Raw genomic sequence first — 16,884 nt, 5'->3', positions numbered from 1 at the left:
CCCGACAACGTACGGCGCCGTCCTGGCCCGGGGTGAGCCGAACCGCGACATCCCGTCGCGGCTGTCGTCGCGGGGCGGGCCGGGCGCGCACCCTGGCCTCACACGAGCCCGCCCACGGCTGAAAGGGGCCCGCATGCTCCTCGGCACCTGGAATCTGGAGAACCTGTACCGGCCCGGCGCCCCCTTCGGGCCGGACGACGACAGGGCCTACGACGCGAAGCTGGCCGCGCTCGCCGCGGTCGTCACGGAGCTGGATCCGACGGTGCTCGGCGTGCAGGAGGTGGGGGAACCGGAGGCGCTGCACGACCTGGTGGGGATGCTGGACGACGACTGGCGGGTCGCGCTGTCCGGGCACGCGGACAGCAGGGGCATACGGGTGGGCTTCCTGAGCCGGCTGCCGCTGACGGTGGTGGCCGACACGGCGGCCTTCCCGGAGAAGCTGCGCCCGGTGCAGGCGGACGACTCGGGGGCGACGGTCGCGGAGGCGGGGCGTGGCTTTCTGGCGGTGGAGGTCCGGAGTCCCGAGGGGCCGCCGCTGCGGGTGGCGGTGTGCCATCTGAAGTCGAAGCTGCTGTCGTATCCGGACGGCCGTTTCCAGCCGCGGGACGAGGGCGAGCGCGCCCGGTACGGCGCGTACGCGCTGTTCCGGCGGGCGGCCGAGGCGGCGGCCCTGCGGGCGCTGGCCGACGAGCTGCTGGAGGGCGACGGCCGGGCTCGGGACGTGGCGGTCCTCGGTGACCTGAACGACGAGGCACAGGCCGCGACGACACAGATTCTCCTCGGCCCGCCGGGCTCGGAACTCGGCACGCCGGGCTACGACCGTCCGGACAAGGGCGACGCCACCCGCCTGTGGAACGTGGCCCCGCTCATCCCGCCGGCCCAGCGCTACTCCCGCGTCAACTCGGGCCGCCACGAGCTGATAGACCACGTGCTGCTGAGCCACCGTCTGGTGCACCGCGCGGCAGCGGCGGGCACGGGCCTGCCGGCGGAGGGCCCTCCGCGCCTGCCGTCCATCGGCCCGGACCCGCAGGAACGGCGTGGGGTGGCGGGGTCGGACCATGCGCCGGTGTGGGTGCGGCTGGGATGACTCGGGCGTCCGGCGGACTCCCGGGCCGGCGGCCATGTCATGACGCCGGTCCGCTGTGCCAGCCGCGGCGGCACTCGTCGGCCGGAACGGCGCGGGCGCGCTCCGGCGCCGTGCCGGACTCCGCTCGCCTCGGTGTCCTCACCCGGCCAGAGCCCTCGGTGCGCCTCACCCGGCCAGAGGCAGTCTCGGCAGGCGCAGGTCCAGCCGCGTGCGATGGCTGCTCAGCTCCTGAGCCAGACGCGAGAGTTGCCCGGTGTGCTGCCGGGTGAGGCGGCCCATGTCGTCCAGGTGGACCGCGCAGGCCGTGATGGTGTCGGTCAGGCGTTCCAGCACGGCGACGATCTCGTCCGCGCCGTCCGCGTGCCGGGCGAGCGCCGGGAGTTCCGCGGAGGTGAGGGCGACGGCGGTACGGGCCTCGGCGAGCGTGCGATAGGCCTCGCGGCGCAGGGCCCAGCGGGCGGCGCGGTCGCCGGACTCGCTGAGGACGTGCGCGAGGTAGGCCTGGGCGGCGTCGCCCGCCTCCGTGAGCCGCGCCTGCATGCCGGACGCGCGCCGCCCCGGCATCGGCAGATGCCCGACGACCAGCACGATCCCGCAGGCCAGCAGGGTCTCGGCGATCCGGGCGCCGGAGGCCTGCGGTTCGCCGCCGACCATGACCAGGGCGAGGACGAGCACGGTGACGACGGCCGTCTGCGTGGCGAAGTGCCGCGTGGCCACCGGGATCAGCGCACCGCACACCGCCACCAGCACGATCAGCCCGTCCGGGCGGGGCAGCACCGCGGCGAACCCGGCGAACAGCAGCGCGCCGAGCACCGTCCCCGCCGCCCGGCACAGCACCCGGGAGGCGAGCGGCCCGAGGTCGGGCTTGACCAGGAAGACGGTGGTGGCGGGCAGCCAGTACCAGTGCTCGTGCGCCCCGTACCAGTGGGCGTGATGCAGCGCCTGGGCGACGGCGACGCTCACCCCGAAGCACAGGGCGACCCGGATTCCGTACTCCCGTCCCCGCGCGCCCACCGCGGTACGCAGCAGGGCGGTCCCGGAGCGCGGACGGGTGTGCAGGGACCGGGTCTCACCCCCGTCGAAGGCCTCGGCGGCGTTCAGGAGGGCGTCGTCGAGGGCACGCAGCGCGGGCGCCGTGCGGGACGGCGCGGGCAGCGGGCCGGTGTGCGTGTCGCCTCGTACGGCGGCGGCCAGTCGCCGGGGCCCCTGCGCCGCGCGACCGGGCACGGACTCCCCTGCCCAGGCCAGCGCCGTCGCCGCCTCTGCGAGGGGCAGCGCGGCGGCGTACTGCGCGTGCAGCCGGCGTTCCGCCGCGGAGCCGGCGTGCCTGCGCAGCCGGGGCCCGGCGAGCGCGTCCTGCGCGTGGTCGAGAGCGGCGGTGAGCGCGACGCGCCGTGCGGTGGCCGCCGGCGACCCGGACGCGTCGAGCAGCGCGGCGATCGCGTCGTACACCCCGGCGACGGCATCCCGCTCCCCGTCGAACCGGAAGTCCCCGGCGAGGGATCCGGGGGTGGGCAGCGCCAGCCGCAGCGCGAGCAGCCACCCGGCGCCGGCGAGGAAGGCGAGCGCCCGCTCCCCTCCCGTCTCCGGCAACGGCATCCCGGCCCCGACGGCTGCCCCGACCAGCACCTGCGTACCGGCGGAAGAGGCGACGGGCCCGAGCGCGCTGACGCCGCCGGCGATCAGAGCGAGCCCGGTGAGCAGCAGGCTGAGCAGCAGGGCCGAGGCCTGGTCACCGGCGTACGTGCCGAAGAGCAGTCCGGCCGCACCCGCGAGTGCCGGCCCGCCGAGCCGCCCGACCGAGGCCCGCCGGCCGCCGGGCCGGTCGTTGATCCCGGCGAGCATGGCACCGATGGCGGCGACGACCCCGAGCGTCGGCCGCCCGACGAGGACGGCGGCGAGCACCAAGGGGCCGCCGGCCAGCCCGCCCCGCACGACCGCACTCCAGGGCACGGGCCCGCGCTGGGCGCGAAGGGCGTGGGCGAGCCAGGGCGGAAAGGCGAGGGGGGTGGTGCGGAACAAGGGTGCTCGGGCTCCTGTCGTCGTCTCGTCGAGGGCGTGAGCCTTCGGGGACGGTGACCGGGCTGCTGGGTGCGCATCCACGGTAGGAGATCCACTTGGAGAGGAGGAAACGGCGGTGTTTCCGGGATGTGACGTGTCCCCCGGGGTGCCCGGCGCGGGCGGCTAGCCCGCTTCCACGGCGCGCCTCAGGAGCGTCTCCGCCTCGGTGACGGTCTGCGTGAGTGCCGCCGCATCGGCATCGCTCGTCAGACGGCCGAGCAGCGCGTCGACTTCGCGCAGTCCGGCGCGCTCGACGAGCCCCTTCTCGTTGGTCACCCACTCCCCCCGCCCCGCCATCACCGCGTGCGCGGCATGCGTCGCGGCGACGGCGATACTCCCGGCGACCTGCGTGAGGGCACCCTTGGGCGCGTGTCCGGCCTTGGCGTAGGCGAGGGTGGCGGTGGCGGTGCCGTACCACCGTGCCGGGGCGCTCCTGCGCAGCGCGGGCGGATACCCGGCCGGGCGGGGAAGCTCCCCGCGCAGCACCCGGTTGATGGCGAGTTCGGCGACGAGGAGATACGTCGGGATACCGGCGAGGTGGAACAGCAGCGGTTCGACACGGAAGCGCCCCTGTTCCGCCTCGGCCAGTTCGTGCTCGACGACATCGAGGTCCCGGTAGTGCACATCGACGCGGCGCCCGTCGATGGTCAGCCAGGCGCCCCCGTTGAACACCCCGCCGCCCCATCCGCCGATCCCGGAGACCTCCCCCTCCCAGCCGACGGCACGCAGGTCGCCGGGATCGAAGGTCCCGCGGTAGTAGATCGCCAGGTCCCAGTCACTGTCGGGCCGCTCGGTGCCCTGGGCCCGCGAACCACCGAGGGTGACGGCCCGGACGCCGGGAAGCGCGGCGAGGCGGTCGGCGGTGGTGTCGAGGAAGGCGGAGTCGGTGCGTGCGGCACTCACGGGAGCGGTTCCCTCCGGGACGGGTGAGTTCGGTTGTGTGCTCCGGCGTCGTGGCCGGTTCCGGGCGGAGGCCCGTATCCGTGCACCGTAGTGGCGCTCGTGCGGCCCGCTCACCTGGTTTCCCCGGCCGTGGGTCAGGGCAGGCCCGCCGCCTCCGCCGCCGATCTCAGCACCTTCCGGAGCATCTCCGGCGTGAGCCGGCCCGTGAAGGTGTTGCGCTGGCTGACGTGGAAGCAGCCGAAGAGGTGGAGGGCGGGGTCGTTCGGGGCGGGGAGGGTGATGTGGGTGCCGTGGGCGAAGGCGGGGCGGGGGCGGGGGACGGTCCAGCCCGCCTCGGCCAGCGCCGGCAGGGCCGCCTGCCAGCCGAAGGCGCCCAGGATCACCGCGGCGCGCAGGGTGGGGCGCAGCAGGTGCAGTTCCTGGACGAGCCAAGGGCGGCAGGTGTTGCGTTCCTCGGGGGTGGGTCTGTTCGCGGGCGGGGCGCAGTGGACGGGGGCCGTGACGCGTACGCCGTACAGTTCCAGGCCGTCGTCGGCGTGCACGGACGTGGGCTGGGAGGCCAACCCGACGTCGTACAGCGCCTGGTACAGCACGTCTCCGGAGCGGTCGCCGGTGAACATCCGGCCGGTGCGGTTGCCGCCGTGGGCGGCGGGGGCGAGGCCGATGATCAGGAGGCGGGCGTCCGGCGGGCCGAAGCCGGGCACCGGCCTGCCCCAGTACGTCCAGTCGGCGAAGGCGGCGCGCTTGGTGCGGGCGACCTCCTCCCGCCAGTCGACCAGCCGGGGGCAGGCCCGGCAGCCGGCGATACGCCGGTCCAGGTCGGAGAGGCCGCGAGGACCGAGAGGGCCGCTGCTGGTCATGGCTCCACCGTAGGTCCGCGGGCTCAGGGAACCCGCCGGCCGGCCTCGACCGGCCCGGCAGCTGTGCTCGGCACCGCTCCCTCACCCCTGCGCAGCCACAGCAGCGTGCCCGCGAGCAGGACCGCCGTGGTCAGCAGCCACGGCCACGGTCCGGGGCTCATCGCTCCTACGACCACTCCCGTCAGCGCGCCCACCGACTGCTGGGCGAGGGACTGGACGGACAGTGCGGTGGCCCGGCCCTCGCTGGTGACGCGTCGGTGCAGGAGGGCGTTCTCGTTCGGGCCCGCCGCGCCGAAGCCGAGGTAGACCAGGCCGAAACCGGCACCGACCAGGGCGACCGAGACCGGGTGCGTGAAGGCCGCCGTGACTGCGAGCAGCAGCAGCCCGGCCGTGGACGCGCCGAGGCCGGCCAGGACCGCCCGCTCGCCGCTGCCCGTGAGCCGCGCCAGCAGCGGCGCCAGGTGGCTGCCCAGGCCCGCGCAGACGAAGCCGCCGCAGGCGAGCCCGGCGAAGAGCATCGCCCCCGACTCGGACGCGCCGGTGAGGGTCACGGCCCGGCCCGGCATGAGCAGTTCGATCGCGGCCAGAGCGCTGCCGGCCGCCGCCGTACTGAGCAGCACCCGGCGGACCAGCGCGTCCCGGCCGCCGAGCCGTACCCCGTTCAGCACGGTGCCCGGGATGCCGCGCAGCACCGAGCGGGCGGTCACCGACGGCCGGGGCGGTTCGCGCAGGGCGGCGAGGACGTAGCAGACGAACACGATCTCCACCACCGCGCCGAGCAGCACCGGCACGGACAGCGGCAGTACGGCACCACCGGTCGCCTCGGTGAGCCGGGCGCCGAGGTCCGGGCCCGCGCCGAGGAGCCAGGGCAGGGCGCCGCCCAGCAGGATGCCGGCCGCGAGGGCGGCGGAGGTCGCGGCGCTGCCGCGCGCCAGACCGGTGCGCAGCTCCGCGCCCGGGCCGGAGCACGCCTGGACCGTGTCCACGTACCAGGCTTCCGCCGGCCCGCTGGCCAGCGCGCGGCCCGCGCCCATGAGCGCCATGCCGAGCGTGAGCACCCAGGCGGTGGTGCCGAGGCCGTGGATCACCAGGGCGATCGTGTTGAGTGCGCCTGCCACGGCGAGGACCGGGCGGCGTCCGACGGCGTCGGAGAGGCCGCCGGTGGGGAGTTCCAGCGCTGCCGCGGTGAGGGAGTGGGCGGCGTAGAAGCCGGCGACGGCGGTGAGGGCCATCCCGCGTTCGGTGAACAGCAGCACCAGCGGGGCCATCGCCAGGCCCGGGGGCAGCCAGAAGAGGGCGCAGACGGTGACGTAGCGGCGGCGGGCGGTCCGTGTGTCCGGCGGCCCGGTCACGGCGTCTCCTCCGCCGGGGAAGGCGGGGACGGCGGGGACGGCGGAGACGGCAGGGAAGGCGCCGACGGCGGGGGCGAGACCGGCAGTCCCGCCGTGAACAGGACCACCTGTCGCGCGCGGGGGTCGTCCGCGTCCCGGGCGGTGAGCTCCTCGAGTGTGCGTCCGACGACGTCCCACAGCTCGGTCAGCGACTCCGGGGTCAGGCGCGGCATCAGGTCACTGATCCCGGACGGCTCGACCCACTCCCTGCTCAGCCGGCCCTCGGCGAGATCCTCCTCGTGCCGGTCGAGGGACGCCACCAGGTGCTCGATCTGACGCCGGCGCGCCATGCCGACGTACGCCCGGCCCGCCGCCGAGGACTCCATCGCCTCGTTGCTCCAGGAGGTCACGGTGTGGACGGCCCTCCAGCGCCGCTCCCGCCCGTCGCGGTGCTCGGCCTCGGCGATGAAGGCGTACTTCGCCAGCACCCGCAGGTGATAGCTGGTCGACGCGGAGGACTCCCCCGTCCGCTCGGCCAGCTCGCTGGCGGTGGCCGGACCGTCCTGCCGCAGCAGCCCGAGCAGCTGGATCCGCAGCGGGTGCGTGAGCGCCTTCAGGGCGGCCGTGTCCCGCTCGGGGTCGAGGACGCGCTGGTGTTCGTCGCTGGGCATGCGGCGAGGTTAAGGCGCGCGAGGGAGATTCCAAAAGAGTTTTTGCAAAAATATTTTGGGGAAATCGGTGGGGTCGGAGGACTAAGGTCGGGGGCATGGCTTCTGAGGGTGCGCAGCAGGACGGGACGGATCCGGGGATCGCCGCTGCCGTGGCGGCCGCCGAGGCCGCCGGGCCGAAGAACGGCGAGACCGTCCGCATCGACAGCTGGATCTGGGCGGTACGCCTGATCAAGACGCGTTCGCTGGGCGCCGCCGCCTGCCGGGGCGGGCATGTGCGGGTGAACGGCGAGCGGGTCAAGCCGGCCCACTCCGTCCGCGTCGGCGACGAGGTGCGGCTGCGGCACGAGGGCCGGGAGCGGGTCGTCGTCGTCAAGCGGCTGATCCGCAAGCGCGTCGGTGCCCCGGTGGCCGTGCAGTGCTACATCGACAACTCCCCGCCGCCCCCGCCCCGCGAGGCCGTCGCCCCGGCCGGCCTCCGCGACCGCGGCGCGGGCCGCCCGACGAAGCGCGACCGCCGCGAACTGGAACGGCTGCGCGGGCTCGGTGGCCTCGGCGGGCCCGGCGGTACGCCCCGGCCCTGAACACGGCGAACGGCGCCCGGGAGGCCGTAGCCCCTCCGGACGCCGTTCGTCCGTTCACGCCCGGCTGCGGCTCACGCCCGTCGTCGCAGCAGCCTCAGCAGGTCCCCGTTGTGGCCGCGCCGGGCCCAGGCGATGAGGGCGAGCGGCACCAGCAGGATCAGCGGAGTCGCCGCGTGCTGCCCGTCGAAGACCGCCACCTGCACCACGAAGGCGCCCACCATCAGCGCGCTCAGCCCCGCCGCGGCCGCCGACTGCAGCACCGGCACCAACAGGCCGATCGCCCCCGCCAGTTCGAGCAGACCGACGGCGTACATCCCCGCGTGTCCCCAGCCCATCTCGTCGAAGGTCTCGAAGGCGGAGGAGTGCGCGATCAGCTTGGGCAGCGCGCTCGCTACGGCGAAGAACAGGGCGAGCAGCACCTGCAGACCGCGCAGCGCGGTCCGGGCACGGCGCCGGGAGGACGGCGCGGGGGCGGACGCGGAGGAGGCCGGAGCGGCGGCGGAGGCGACGGGAGCGGTGGTCTCGGACATGACGGTCTCCTGAGGAAGCGGTCGATTTCGCTGTCGCACAGGTAGACCGGGCCCCGCGTGGAAACTCATCGCTGGTGCACGTCCGCGCCGAGGCGTACGTTGCAGACAGGACGGTGATCGTGATGCGTACGGGCAGTGAGCCGAGGACCGCGCGGAGCCCTCTGCGGATGCGGTTCTGGCTGAGCGTCTGGGGCGTGGTCTGGACGGTCTTCGGCACGGCGGCGTTCGCGATCGCCGGCCGCCCTGGCTGGGCGCTGGCCTGCGGAGTGCTGTGGCTGATCATCACGATCGACCTGCTCGTCATCCTCCGCCACATCCGCCAGGGCCCGCACTACCAGCCCGGCCGGGACGTGCCGCCCTACCAGCCGCCGAGGGGCTCGCCGTGAGGCCCGGCGGCACGGCTCACGCGTCGAAGCGCGCCGCCTTCAGATACTCCGGCTTCGGGTCCAGCGCCGCCGCCAGCCGGAAGTGGCGCTGCGCCGGGTCGGGCCGGCCCTGCCGCTCGTAGGTGCGGGCGAGGGCGAAGTGCGCGAACGCGTTGTCCGGCTCGCGCTCCAGGACGAGGGAGAACTCCAGCTCGGCCGGCCGCAGCTGCGCGGCCGCGAAGAAGGCACGGGCACGCAGCAGCCGCGCCGCGGTGTTCTCCGGGTAGGCGTCGATGACGCCGTCGAGCAGCTTCACCGCACCCCGCGGGTCCCGCGACGCGAGCAGCTGCTCGGCGGCGCGGAAGTCGATGACATGCGTCTCCGGCGTACGTCCGTTGGAACCGCTGGTCTCGGGCACGGCGACATCCTTCCCTCGCTCCGGGTGTTCAACGCCCCGCCGAGGTACCGCTATTCCTGGGACCCCTGTGCCCTGCGCACGAGCTCCGCCCACACGTCCTTCACGCGCTGCTCCAGCTCGTGCAGCGGTACGTCGTTGTCGATGACGATGTCCGCGATCTTGTGCCGCTCCTCGCGCGTCGCCTGTGCGGCCATACGGGCACGGGCGTCCTCCTCGGTCATGCCGCGGCGCCGGACGAGCCGTTCGAGCTGGGTCTCGGGGCTTGCGTCGACGACGATCACGAGGTCGTAGAGGGGGGCCAGACCGTTCTCCGTGAGGAGCGGGACGTCGTGCACGACGACGGCGTCCTCGGCGGCGGCCTCCTCCAGCTCACGGGAGCGGGCGCCCACCAGGGGGTGCACGATCGAGTTGAGGACGGCCAGCTTCTCCGGGTCGGCGAAGACGATGGAGCCGAGCTTGGGCCGGTCGAGGCCGCCGTCCGGGCCGAGAACCTCCTCGCCGAAGGCGTCCACGACCGCGGCGAGCCCGGGCGTCCCGGGCTCGACCACCTCGCGAGCGATGCGGTCCGCGTCGATCAGTACGGCGCCGCACTCGACCAGCAGCCGCGACACCTCGCTCTTGCCGGCACCGATCCCGCCGGTCAACCCCACCTTCAGCATGAGCGGAAGCTTAGGCCCTCCCACCGACAGCCGTCCGGCACCCCTAGCCTTCGCCCTCCCGCTCCGCCAGGAACCGCTCGAACTCCCGGCCGATCTCGTCGGCCGACGGGATCTCCACGGGCTCGGCGAGCATGTTGCCCCGGGTCTCCGCGCCCGCGGCGGCGTCGTACTGGTGCTCCAGGCCCTGGACGAGGGCGGTGAGCTCGTCGTCGCCTTCCTGGATCTGGCGGTCGATCTCGGTCTGGGTGCGCTGGGCGTCGGTGCGCAGGGAGTGCGCGACGCCGGGCAGGACCAGGCCGGTCGCGGCCGTGATGGACTCCAGGACGGTGAGCGCCGCGTCCGGGTACGGGGAACGGGCGATGTAGTGCGGCACGTGCGCGGCGACACCGAGGACGTCGTGCCCGGCCTGCATCAGCCGGTACTCGACGAGCGCCTCGGCGCTACCCGGGACCTGTGCCTCCTCGAAGGGACTGACGTGCCCGGGGACCAGGTCGGTGCGGTTGCCGTGCGGGGTGATGCCCACGGGCCGGGTGTGCGGGACGCCCATCGGGATGCCGTGGAAGTTGACCGACAGCCGCACGCCGAGCCGCTCCACGATCTGCCGCACGGCCGCGGCGAACCGCTCCCACTCGACGTCGGGCTCGGGACCGGACAGCAGCAGGAAGGGCGCACCGGTGGCGTCCTGGACGAGCCGCACCTCCAGTGCGGGCACCTCGTAGTCGCTCCAGCGGTCCCGGGTGAAGGTCAGCAGCGGGCGCCGGGCGCGGTAGTCCACGAGCCGGTCGTGATCGAAGCGGGCGACGACCTGGTGGGGCAGCGAGTCGAGGAGCCGGTCGACGATCTGGTCGCCGGTCTCGCCCGCGTCGATGTATCCGTCGAAGTGGTAGAGCATGACAAGGCCGGCCGATTCCTGGGCGAGCGCCATGTCGACGACGGCCAGCCCTTTCGGCTCCCACGCGTACAAACCCTGCGGATCAAGCACAGACCGCTCCTCCTCGTGTTCGTACACGACAACGCGTGACGGAGCGGTGTCATTCCCGGACGCTCGTACCTCCCAGGGGCGCGGGGAACTGCGCGCCCAGGCACAACGGCCCCGCAGCCGAACGCACCACGCCCACCCCCGAAAACGCGCTCACCAAAACCTGAGGGCCCGCACCTCGAAAGGTACGGACCCTCAGATCAGGAAGAGCTACTGCTCAGCGAACGTCAGCTCTGACCACCGGCGAGCTTCTCGCGCAGCGCGGCCAGCGCCTCGTCCGACGCCAGGGCGCCCGACTGGTCGCCGCCCTCGGAGCTGTACGAACCGCCACCGGACGCGGCCGGAGCCGCAGCCTCGCCGCCCTCGGCGGCAGCCGCCGCGTCGGCCTCGCGGGACTTGATGACCTGCGCCTGGTGCTGCTCGAAGCGGGCCTGCGCCTCGGCGTACTGGCGCTCCCACTCCTCGCGCTGCTTCTCGTAGCCCGGCAGCCAGTCGTTGGTCTCCGGGTCGAAGCCCTCGGGGTAGATGTAGTTGCCCTGGTCGTCGTAGGACGCGGCCATGCCGTACAGGGTCGGGTCGAACTCGACCGCGGACGGGTCGGCACCGAAGGACTCGTTGGCCTGCTTCAGCGAGAGGCTGATGCGACGGCGCTCGAGGTCGATGTCGATGACCTTGACGAAGATCTCGTCGTTGACCTGGACGACCTGCTCCGGGATCTCCACGTGGCGCTCGGCCAGCTCGGAGATGTGGACCAGACCCTCGATGCCCTCGTCCACGCGGACGAACGCACCGAACGGAACCAGCTTCGTGACCTTGCCGGGCACGACCTGGCCGATCTGGTGGGTGCGGGCGAACTGCTGCCACGGGTCTTCCTGGGTCGCCTTCAGCGACAGGGAGACGCGCTCGCGGTCCATGTCCACGTCGAGGACCTCGACGGTGACCTCCTGGCCCACCTCGACGACCTCGGACGGGTGGTCGATGTGCTTCCAGGACAGCTCGGAGACGTGGACCAGACCGTCGACGCCACCCAGGTCCACGAAGGCGCCGAAGTTGACGATCGAGGAGACGACGCCGGAACGGACCTGACCCTTCTGGAGGGTGGTGAGGAACGTCTGGCGGACCTCGGACTGGGTCTGCTCCAGCCAGGCACGGCGGGACAGGACCACGTTGTTGCGGTTCTTGTCCAGCTCGATGATCTTGGCCTCGAGCTCCTTGCCGACGTACGGCTGGAGGTCGCGAACACGGCGCATCTCGACCAGGGAGGCCGGGAGGAAGCCGCGGAGGCCGATGTCGAGGATGAGACCACCCTTGACGACCTCGATGACGGTACCGGTGACGATGCCGTCCTCTTCCTTGATCTTCTCGATGGTGCCCCAGGCACGCTCGTACTGGGCGCGCTTCTTCGAGAGGATCAGGCGGCCTTCCTTGTCCTCCTTCTGGAGGACCAGGGCCTCGATCTCGTCGCCGACGGCGACGACCTCGTTCGGGTCGACGTCGTGCTTGATCGAGAGCTCGCGGCTCGGGATGACACCTTCGGTCTTGTAACCGATGTCGAGCAGGACCTCGTCCCGGTCGACCTTCACGATGACGCCGTCGACGATGTCGCCGTCGTTGAAGTACTTGATCGTCTCGTCGATCGCTGCGAGGAATGCTTCCTCGTTACCGATGTCGTTGACCGCTACCTGCGGGGTGGTGGCGGTGGTCTCGGTGCTGCTCGTCATGTGGGAAAGGGCTCCGGTACGGACATTGAAGTCGTAGGTACTGCTACGCCGGAGCCCGTTTCGCTCTGCAGAAGCCGGACAGCCAAGGAAGCGCCTCACCAGTCAACTGGTGATGGCGCCTCGACAACCGAGGGGACATACAACAGATGCGAGCGCAGCCTGCTACGTCTGAGGTGCGCAGGCCCGCAGCGCAACTTGTAGCATACGGGGGCTGCCGGGCATGGTCAATGCGCGAAGCCGCCCACCGGGGGCGCATCGCCGCATAACCGGCACAATTCCCGTCACCCGAGGCCACACGGGGGCTGAAACACCCCCCTCCGCGACACGCCGGGGGACGGGCTGGACGGAAGAGTACGACGAGGGAGCCGATCATCCAAGAGCCCGACGCACCCGAAGCGCCCGAACCCGAGGCGACCCGGCGGGACGCCGGTGTCACGGAGAGCTCCCGCGCCAACCGGGGCTGGTGGGACCGCAACGCCGACGAGTACCAGACCGAGCACGGCACCTTCCTCGGCGACGACAGGTTCGTCTGGGGCCCGGAGGGTCTTGACGAGGTGGAGGCGGAGCTGCTCGGTCCGCCGGAGGAGCTGAAGGGGCGGGACGTCCTGGAGCTCGGCGCCGGCGCGGCCCAGTGCTCGCGCTGGCTGGCCGCGCAGGGCGCGCGGCCGGTCGCCCTGGACATCTCCCACCGCCAGCTCCAGCACGCGCTGCGGATCGGCGGGCCGTTCCCGCTGGTGTGCGCGGACGCGGGCGCGCTGCCCTTCGCGGACGGTTCCTTCGACCTGGCCTGCTCGGCGTACGGGGCGCTGCCCTTCGTGGCGGATCCGCGGCTGGTGCTGCGGGAGGTGCACCGGGTGCTGCGGCCGGGCGGGCGGCTGGTGTTCTCCGTGACCCATCCGATCCGGTGGGCGTTCCCCGACGAGCCGGGCCCGGAGGGGCTGAGCGTGTCGGCCTCGTACTTCGACCGCACGCCGTACGTGGAGCAGGACGAGGAGGGCCGTGCGGTGTACGTCGAGCACCACCGGACGCTCGGCGACCGGGTCCGCGACGTCGTGGCGTCGGGTTTCCGGCTGGTGGACCTGGTGGAGCCGGAGTGGCCGGCCTGGAACACCGCGGAGTGGGGCGGCTGGTCCCCGCTGCGCGGCAGCCTGATCCCGGGGACGGCGATCTTCGTGTGCGTACGGGACTGAGTGCGTGATCCGTTACGACGCCCTGGACGCCCTGCCCGTACGTGAGGCCCTCCCCGGGCTGACCGGCGCCCTGGAGGAGCACGGCACCGCCGTGCTCGTCGCGCCGCCCGGGACCGGCAAGACGACGCTGGTGCCGCTGGCGCTCGCCGGGCTGCTCGGGGAGGGCCCGGCGCGGCGGGTGGTCGTGGCCGAGCCGCGGCGGATCGCCGCACGCGCGGCGGCCCGGCGGATGGCGTGGCTGCTGGGCGAGAAGGCCGGCGAGTCGGTCGGTTTCACGGTGCGCGGCGAGCGGGTGGGCGGGCGGCACACGCGCGTGGAGGTCGTCACGACCGGTGTGCTCCTTCAGCGGGTGCAGCGCGACCAGGAGCTGACCGGGACCGACGTGGTGGTGCTCGACGAGTGCCACGAGCGGCATCTGGACGCGGACACGACGGCGGCGTTCCTGTGGGACGTGCGCGAGACGCTGCGCCCGGATCTGCGGCTGGTGGCGGCGTCGGCGACGACGGACGCGGAGGGCTGGGCGCGGCTGCTGGGCGGCGCGCCGGTGGTCGAGGCGCGGGGCGCCGCGTACCCCGTGGAGGTGGTGTGGGCACCTCCCGCGCGTCCGGTGCGGCCGCCGCACGGGATGCGGGTCGATCCGGCGCTGCTGACGCATGTCGCGTCGGTGGTACGGCGGGCGCTGGCCGAGCGGGACGGGGACGTGCTGGTGTTCCTGCCGGGCGTCGGCGAGATCGCGCGGGTGGCCGGGCTGCTGGGGGATCTCGGGGGCGTGGAGGTGGCACAGGTGCACGGGAGGGCGCCGGCGGCCGTGCAGGACGCGGTGCTGGCGCCCGGTGAGCGGCGGCGGGTGGTGCTGGCGACCTCGGTCGCGGAGTCCTCCTTGACGGTGCCCGGGGTGCGGGTGGTCGTGGACTCGGGGCTCGCGCGGGAGCCGCGTGTGGACCACGCGCGCGGGCTGAGCGGGCTGACGACGGTACGGGCCTCGCGGGCGGCGGCGCGGCAGCGGGCGGGGCGGGCCGGGCGTGAGGCGCCGGGGGCGGTGTACCGGTGCTGGGCGGAGGCGGAGGACGCGCGTCTGCCGGCTTTTCCCGCGCCGGAGATCAAGGTGGCCGATCTGACGGCGTTCGCACTTCGGACGGCGTGCTGGGGAGACCCGGGCGCGTCCGGGCTGGCGCTGCTGGATCCGCCGCCGGCCGGGGCGATGGCGGCGGCGCGGGACGCCTTGACGGCGGTGGGGGCGGTGGACTCGGGCGGTCGGGCGACGGAGCGGGGGCGGCTGCTGGTGCGGCTCGGGGTGCATCCGCGGTTGGGGCGGGCGCTGGTGGACACGGGGGGTGCCGGGGCCGAGGTGGTGGCTCTGCTGTCGGAGGAGGCACCGCGGGAGTACGGGGATGACCTTGCGGCGGCTTTGAGGGCTGCTCGGCGTGGGGGTCACGCCTACGCGGGGAGGTGGCGTTCCGAGGTGCGGCGGCTGCGGGCCGTCGTCTCCGAGGGGATCTCTCACGCACCCGCCCGTGACTCCACCTCGGATGGTGCCGTTCACCTCGGTCCAGGCGTCGGTGACGACGAGCAGGCCGGCATCGTCGCCGCCCTCGCCTTTCCCGAGCGCGTTGCCAAGTTCGACGGGGGCACCTATCTCATGGCTTCCGGGACTCGGGCGGAGGCGGCTGAGGGATCAGCGTTGCGAGGGGCGCCCTGGATCGTCGTCGCCGTCGCTGATCAACCCGTGGGAAGGCGGCACGCGCGTGTGCGGGTGGGGGCCGTGATCGACGAGGACACCGCCCGGGTCGCGGCCGGAACCTTGCTGGAGGAGTACGAGGAGGTGCGCTGGGCGGACGGGGATGTCGTCGCCCGGCGGGTGGAGCGGCTCGGGGCGATCGAGCTGGCCGTGCGGCCGTACGACGATGCCGATCCGGCACTCGTGCGCGCGGCGCTGCTGGACGGGCTGAGGCAGGAGGGGTTCGGGCTGCTGCGGTGGTCGTCCGACGCCGTCGTGCTGCGGCAGCGGCTCGCGTTTCTCCATCGGCGGCTCGGTGGGCCCTGGCCCGATGTCTCCGACGACGCGCTCCACGCGTGCGTGGAGGAGTGGCTGGAGCCGGAGCTGAGCCGGGCCCGGCGGCGGGGCGATCTCGGGCGGATCGACGCCGGGCAGGCGCTCGGGCGGCTGCTGCCGTGGGCGTCGGGTGAGGCCGCGCGGCTCGACGAGCTCGCGCCCGAGCGGATCACCGTGCCGAGCGGCTCGGCGGTCCGGGTCGATTACTCGGACCCGGAGCAGCCGGTGCTCGCGGTGAAGCTCCAGGAGATGTTCGGCCTCCAGGAGTCGCCGCGGGTGGCCGGTGTGCCGCTGCTGGTGCATCTGCTGTCCCCGGCCGGCCGTCCCGCCGCGGTCACCGCCGACCTGGCCTCCTTCTGGCGGGACGGCTACAAGGGCGTACGGGCCGAGCTGCGCGGCCGGTATCCCAAGCACCCGTGGCCGCAGGACCCGGCCGGTGCCGAACCGACCCGGCACACCAACGCGCGGCTCAGGCGCTGATCTGTTCGGGCGCCGAGGCCGGATCCGGCGTGCGGGCGGACGGGCGGCGTGAGCGGACCTCCAGGTGCAGGGAGAGGGCCAGCAGCAGCACGGCCAGGGCGAGGAAGCCCCAGGGCAGGTACGAGGTCATCAGCAGGACGAGGGTGCGGTGGGACGTGACCAGGTCGACGGTGTGACGGATGTAGTCCTCGCGCATCTTCACGTGGCCGGCGAACGCGGTCACCTTGTCGCGGTCGCCCAGGAGGGCGCCGCCGCGCAGTTCCTCCCGGTGGATCTCCTCGCCGTAGACGGGAGCGCCGGTGAGGGGCTCGACCCAGAACTTGCGGACCGTGGTGTACCAGCGGGTGGTGCCGGTCTCGGTGAGCGCCTCGGGGGTCATGCCCTTGACGGGCAGGGTCTTGGGGTAGGGCACCTGCGTCCAGGGGATGGTCTGTTCGAAGTAGTAGACCTCCAGGCCGCGGAAGTCGCGGGTGCCCTGGTAGTGGATGGGGGCCGTCACGCGAGCCTGGGCGTCGAAGTACTCGTAGTCCCGCTTCTCCGTCAGGAACGGCCACTTGAACTCGATGCCCCGGCGCCGCACGGGGTCGCCGTCGACCATCTCGCCGTCGGCGTGGACGGGTTCCTGGGTGTGGGCGTCGAAGATGTAGCGCTCGGGGATCTTCGACACCATCTCGCCCTCGGGACCGACGACGTAGGAGAGGCCGTCCCAGACCACGACATCGCGGTCGACCGTCCGCTCGATGCCCTCGGAGGCGGCCACGTTGCCCTTGAGGGTCTGCACGATGGTGACCTCGGGGACCTTCTCGGCGCGCAGGGTGCTGTAGTCGAGGAGGGTCGCGTTCTCGGCCCGCAGGACCATGGTCTGGTACTGGTGCGAGGGGACCTTGGCCAGGCGCGGGAAGGCGTACCAGCGCAGCAGCGGGGACAGGGCCGCGAAGAACACGGCGGCGGCGAGCAGGACCAGGGCGGCCTTGCGGCGCATTCCAGCCTCCCTT

Annotated in this window: 16 protein-coding genes; 5 read left to right on the top strand and 11 right to left on the bottom strand. The window is 73.5% G+C overall.

The features are described from left to right. Positions 1 to 133 precede the first annotated feature (133 nt). Positions 134 to 1,087, top strand: a complete 954-nt coding sequence (locus tag AB0412_RS03385) for an endonuclease/exonuclease/phosphatase family protein (protein ID WP_366400739.1) — start codon at positions 134 to 136, stop codon at positions 1,085 to 1,087. Between the two features lie 165 nt (positions 1,088 to 1,252). Here AB0412_RS03385 and AB0412_RS03380 read toward each other — a convergent pair whose 3' ends face one another. The 5 genes from AB0412_RS03380 to AB0412_RS03360 all read right to left on the bottom strand — a co-directional run bounded on the left by AB0412_RS03380 (position 1,253) and on the right by AB0412_RS03360 (position 6,913). Beyond that, positions 1,253 to 3,109, bottom strand: a complete 1,857-nt coding sequence (locus AB0412_RS03380; RefSeq protein WP_366400738.1) for an FUSC family protein — start codon at positions 3,107 to 3,109, stop codon at positions 1,253 to 1,255. Positions 3,110 to 3,271: 162 nt separating this feature from the next. Next, positions 3,272 to 4,051, bottom strand: coding sequence for a nucleotidyltransferase domain-containing protein (locus AB0412_RS03375; protein WP_366400737.1), 780 nt, complete (start codon positions 4,049 to 4,051; stop codon positions 3,272 to 3,274). 134 nt (positions 4,052 to 4,185) lie between these two features. Next, a complete protein-coding gene (locus AB0412_RS03370) occupies positions 4,186 to 4,911 on the bottom strand; it encodes a uracil-DNA glycosylase (RefSeq protein ID WP_366400736.1) in 726 nt (241 codons plus the stop codon). A 23-nt stretch (positions 4,912 to 4,934) separates the two neighbouring features. Then, on the bottom strand, positions 4,935 to 6,263 hold the full coding sequence (locus AB0412_RS03365) for an MFS transporter (protein ID WP_366400735.1): 1,329 nt from the start codon (positions 6,261 to 6,263) through the stop codon (positions 4,935 to 4,937). Next, positions 6,260 to 6,913, bottom strand: coding sequence for a helix-turn-helix domain-containing protein (locus tag AB0412_RS03360; protein WP_366400734.1), 654 nt, complete (start codon positions 6,911 to 6,913; stop codon positions 6,260 to 6,262). The genes AB0412_RS03365 and AB0412_RS03360 overlap by 4 nt, the downstream gene beginning before the upstream one ends. Before the next feature lie 95 nt (positions 6,914 to 7,008). On the opposite strand from AB0412_RS03360, the gene AB0412_RS03355 reads away from it, so the two are divergent. Next, entirely contained in the window at positions 7,009 to 7,494 is a 486-nt protein-coding gene (locus AB0412_RS03355) for an RNA-binding S4 domain-containing protein (RefSeq protein WP_366400733.1), read from the top strand. 71 nt (positions 7,495 to 7,565) lie between these two features. On the opposite strand, the gene AB0412_RS03350 is transcribed toward AB0412_RS03355, so the two are convergent. Further along, the gene (locus tag AB0412_RS03350) at positions 7,566 to 8,024 is read right to left on the bottom strand and encodes a DoxX family protein (protein ID WP_366400732.1); all 459 of its coding nucleotides are present in this window, start codon (positions 8,022 to 8,024) and stop codon (positions 7,566 to 7,568) included. Positions 8,025 to 8,146: 122 nt separating this feature from the next. Between AB0412_RS03350 and AB0412_RS03345 the strand changes: the two genes are divergently transcribed. After that, on the top strand, positions 8,147 to 8,410 hold the full coding sequence (locus tag AB0412_RS03345) for a DUF6343 family protein (protein WP_366400731.1): 264 nt from the start codon (positions 8,147 to 8,149) through the stop codon (positions 8,408 to 8,410). 16 nt (positions 8,411 to 8,426) lie between these two features. Here the strand turns inward: AB0412_RS03345 and AB0412_RS03340 are convergent, their stop codons facing one another. From AB0412_RS03340 to rpsA, 4 genes are all read right to left on the bottom strand, one after another. Beyond that, positions 8,427 to 8,807 (bottom strand): tetratricopeptide repeat protein, encoded by a 381-nt coding sequence (locus tag AB0412_RS03340; RefSeq protein ID WP_366400730.1) that lies wholly within the window; start codon positions 8,805 to 8,807, stop codon positions 8,427 to 8,429. A gap of 50 nt (positions 8,808 to 8,857) precedes the next feature. Continuing rightward, positions 8,858 to 9,466, bottom strand: coding sequence for a dephospho-CoA kinase (gene coaE, locus AB0412_RS03335; RefSeq protein ID WP_366400729.1), 609 nt, complete (start codon positions 9,464 to 9,466; stop codon positions 8,858 to 8,860). 43 nt (positions 9,467 to 9,509) lie between these two features. Continuing rightward, entirely contained in the window at positions 9,510 to 10,448 is a 939-nt protein-coding gene (locus AB0412_RS03330) for a PAC2 family protein (protein WP_366400728.1), read from the bottom strand. A 224-nt stretch (positions 10,449 to 10,672) separates the two neighbouring features. Further along, positions 10,673 to 12,166, bottom strand: a complete 1,494-nt coding sequence (gene rpsA, locus AB0412_RS03325; protein ID WP_366400727.1) for a 30S ribosomal protein S1 — start codon at positions 12,164 to 12,166, stop codon at positions 10,673 to 10,675. A 302-nt stretch (positions 12,167 to 12,468) separates the two neighbouring features. Here rpsA and AB0412_RS03320 point away from each other — a divergent pair, with 302 nt between their 5' ends. After that, positions 12,469 to 13,356, top strand: coding sequence for a class I SAM-dependent methyltransferase (locus AB0412_RS03320; RefSeq protein WP_366400816.1), 888 nt, complete (start codon positions 12,469 to 12,471; stop codon positions 13,354 to 13,356). Positions 13,357 to 13,360: 4 nt separating this feature from the next. Further along, the gene (gene hrpB, locus AB0412_RS03315; RefSeq protein WP_366400726.1) at positions 13,361 to 15,889 is read left to right on the top strand and encodes an ATP-dependent helicase HrpB; all 2,529 of its coding nucleotides are present in this window, start codon (positions 13,361 to 13,363) and stop codon (positions 15,887 to 15,889) included. Here hrpB and AB0412_RS03310 read toward each other — a convergent pair. Then, complete coding sequence (locus AB0412_RS03310) at positions 15,879 to 16,871, bottom strand: DUF3068 domain-containing protein (protein ID WP_366400725.1); 993 nt, start codon at positions 16,869 to 16,871, stop codon at positions 15,879 to 15,881. The genes hrpB and AB0412_RS03310 overlap by 11 nt on opposite strands. Between the last annotated feature and the right edge of the window lie 13 nt (positions 16,872 to 16,884).

Origin of the sequence: Streptomyces sp. NPDC052012, assembly GCF_040689265.1 — a bacterium.
Lineage (GTDB): Bacteria > Actinomycetota > Actinomycetes > Streptomycetales > Streptomycetaceae > Streptomyces.
Note: the sequence above shows the minus strand (reverse complement) of the source record. Positions and strands in the feature narration are given on the sequence as shown.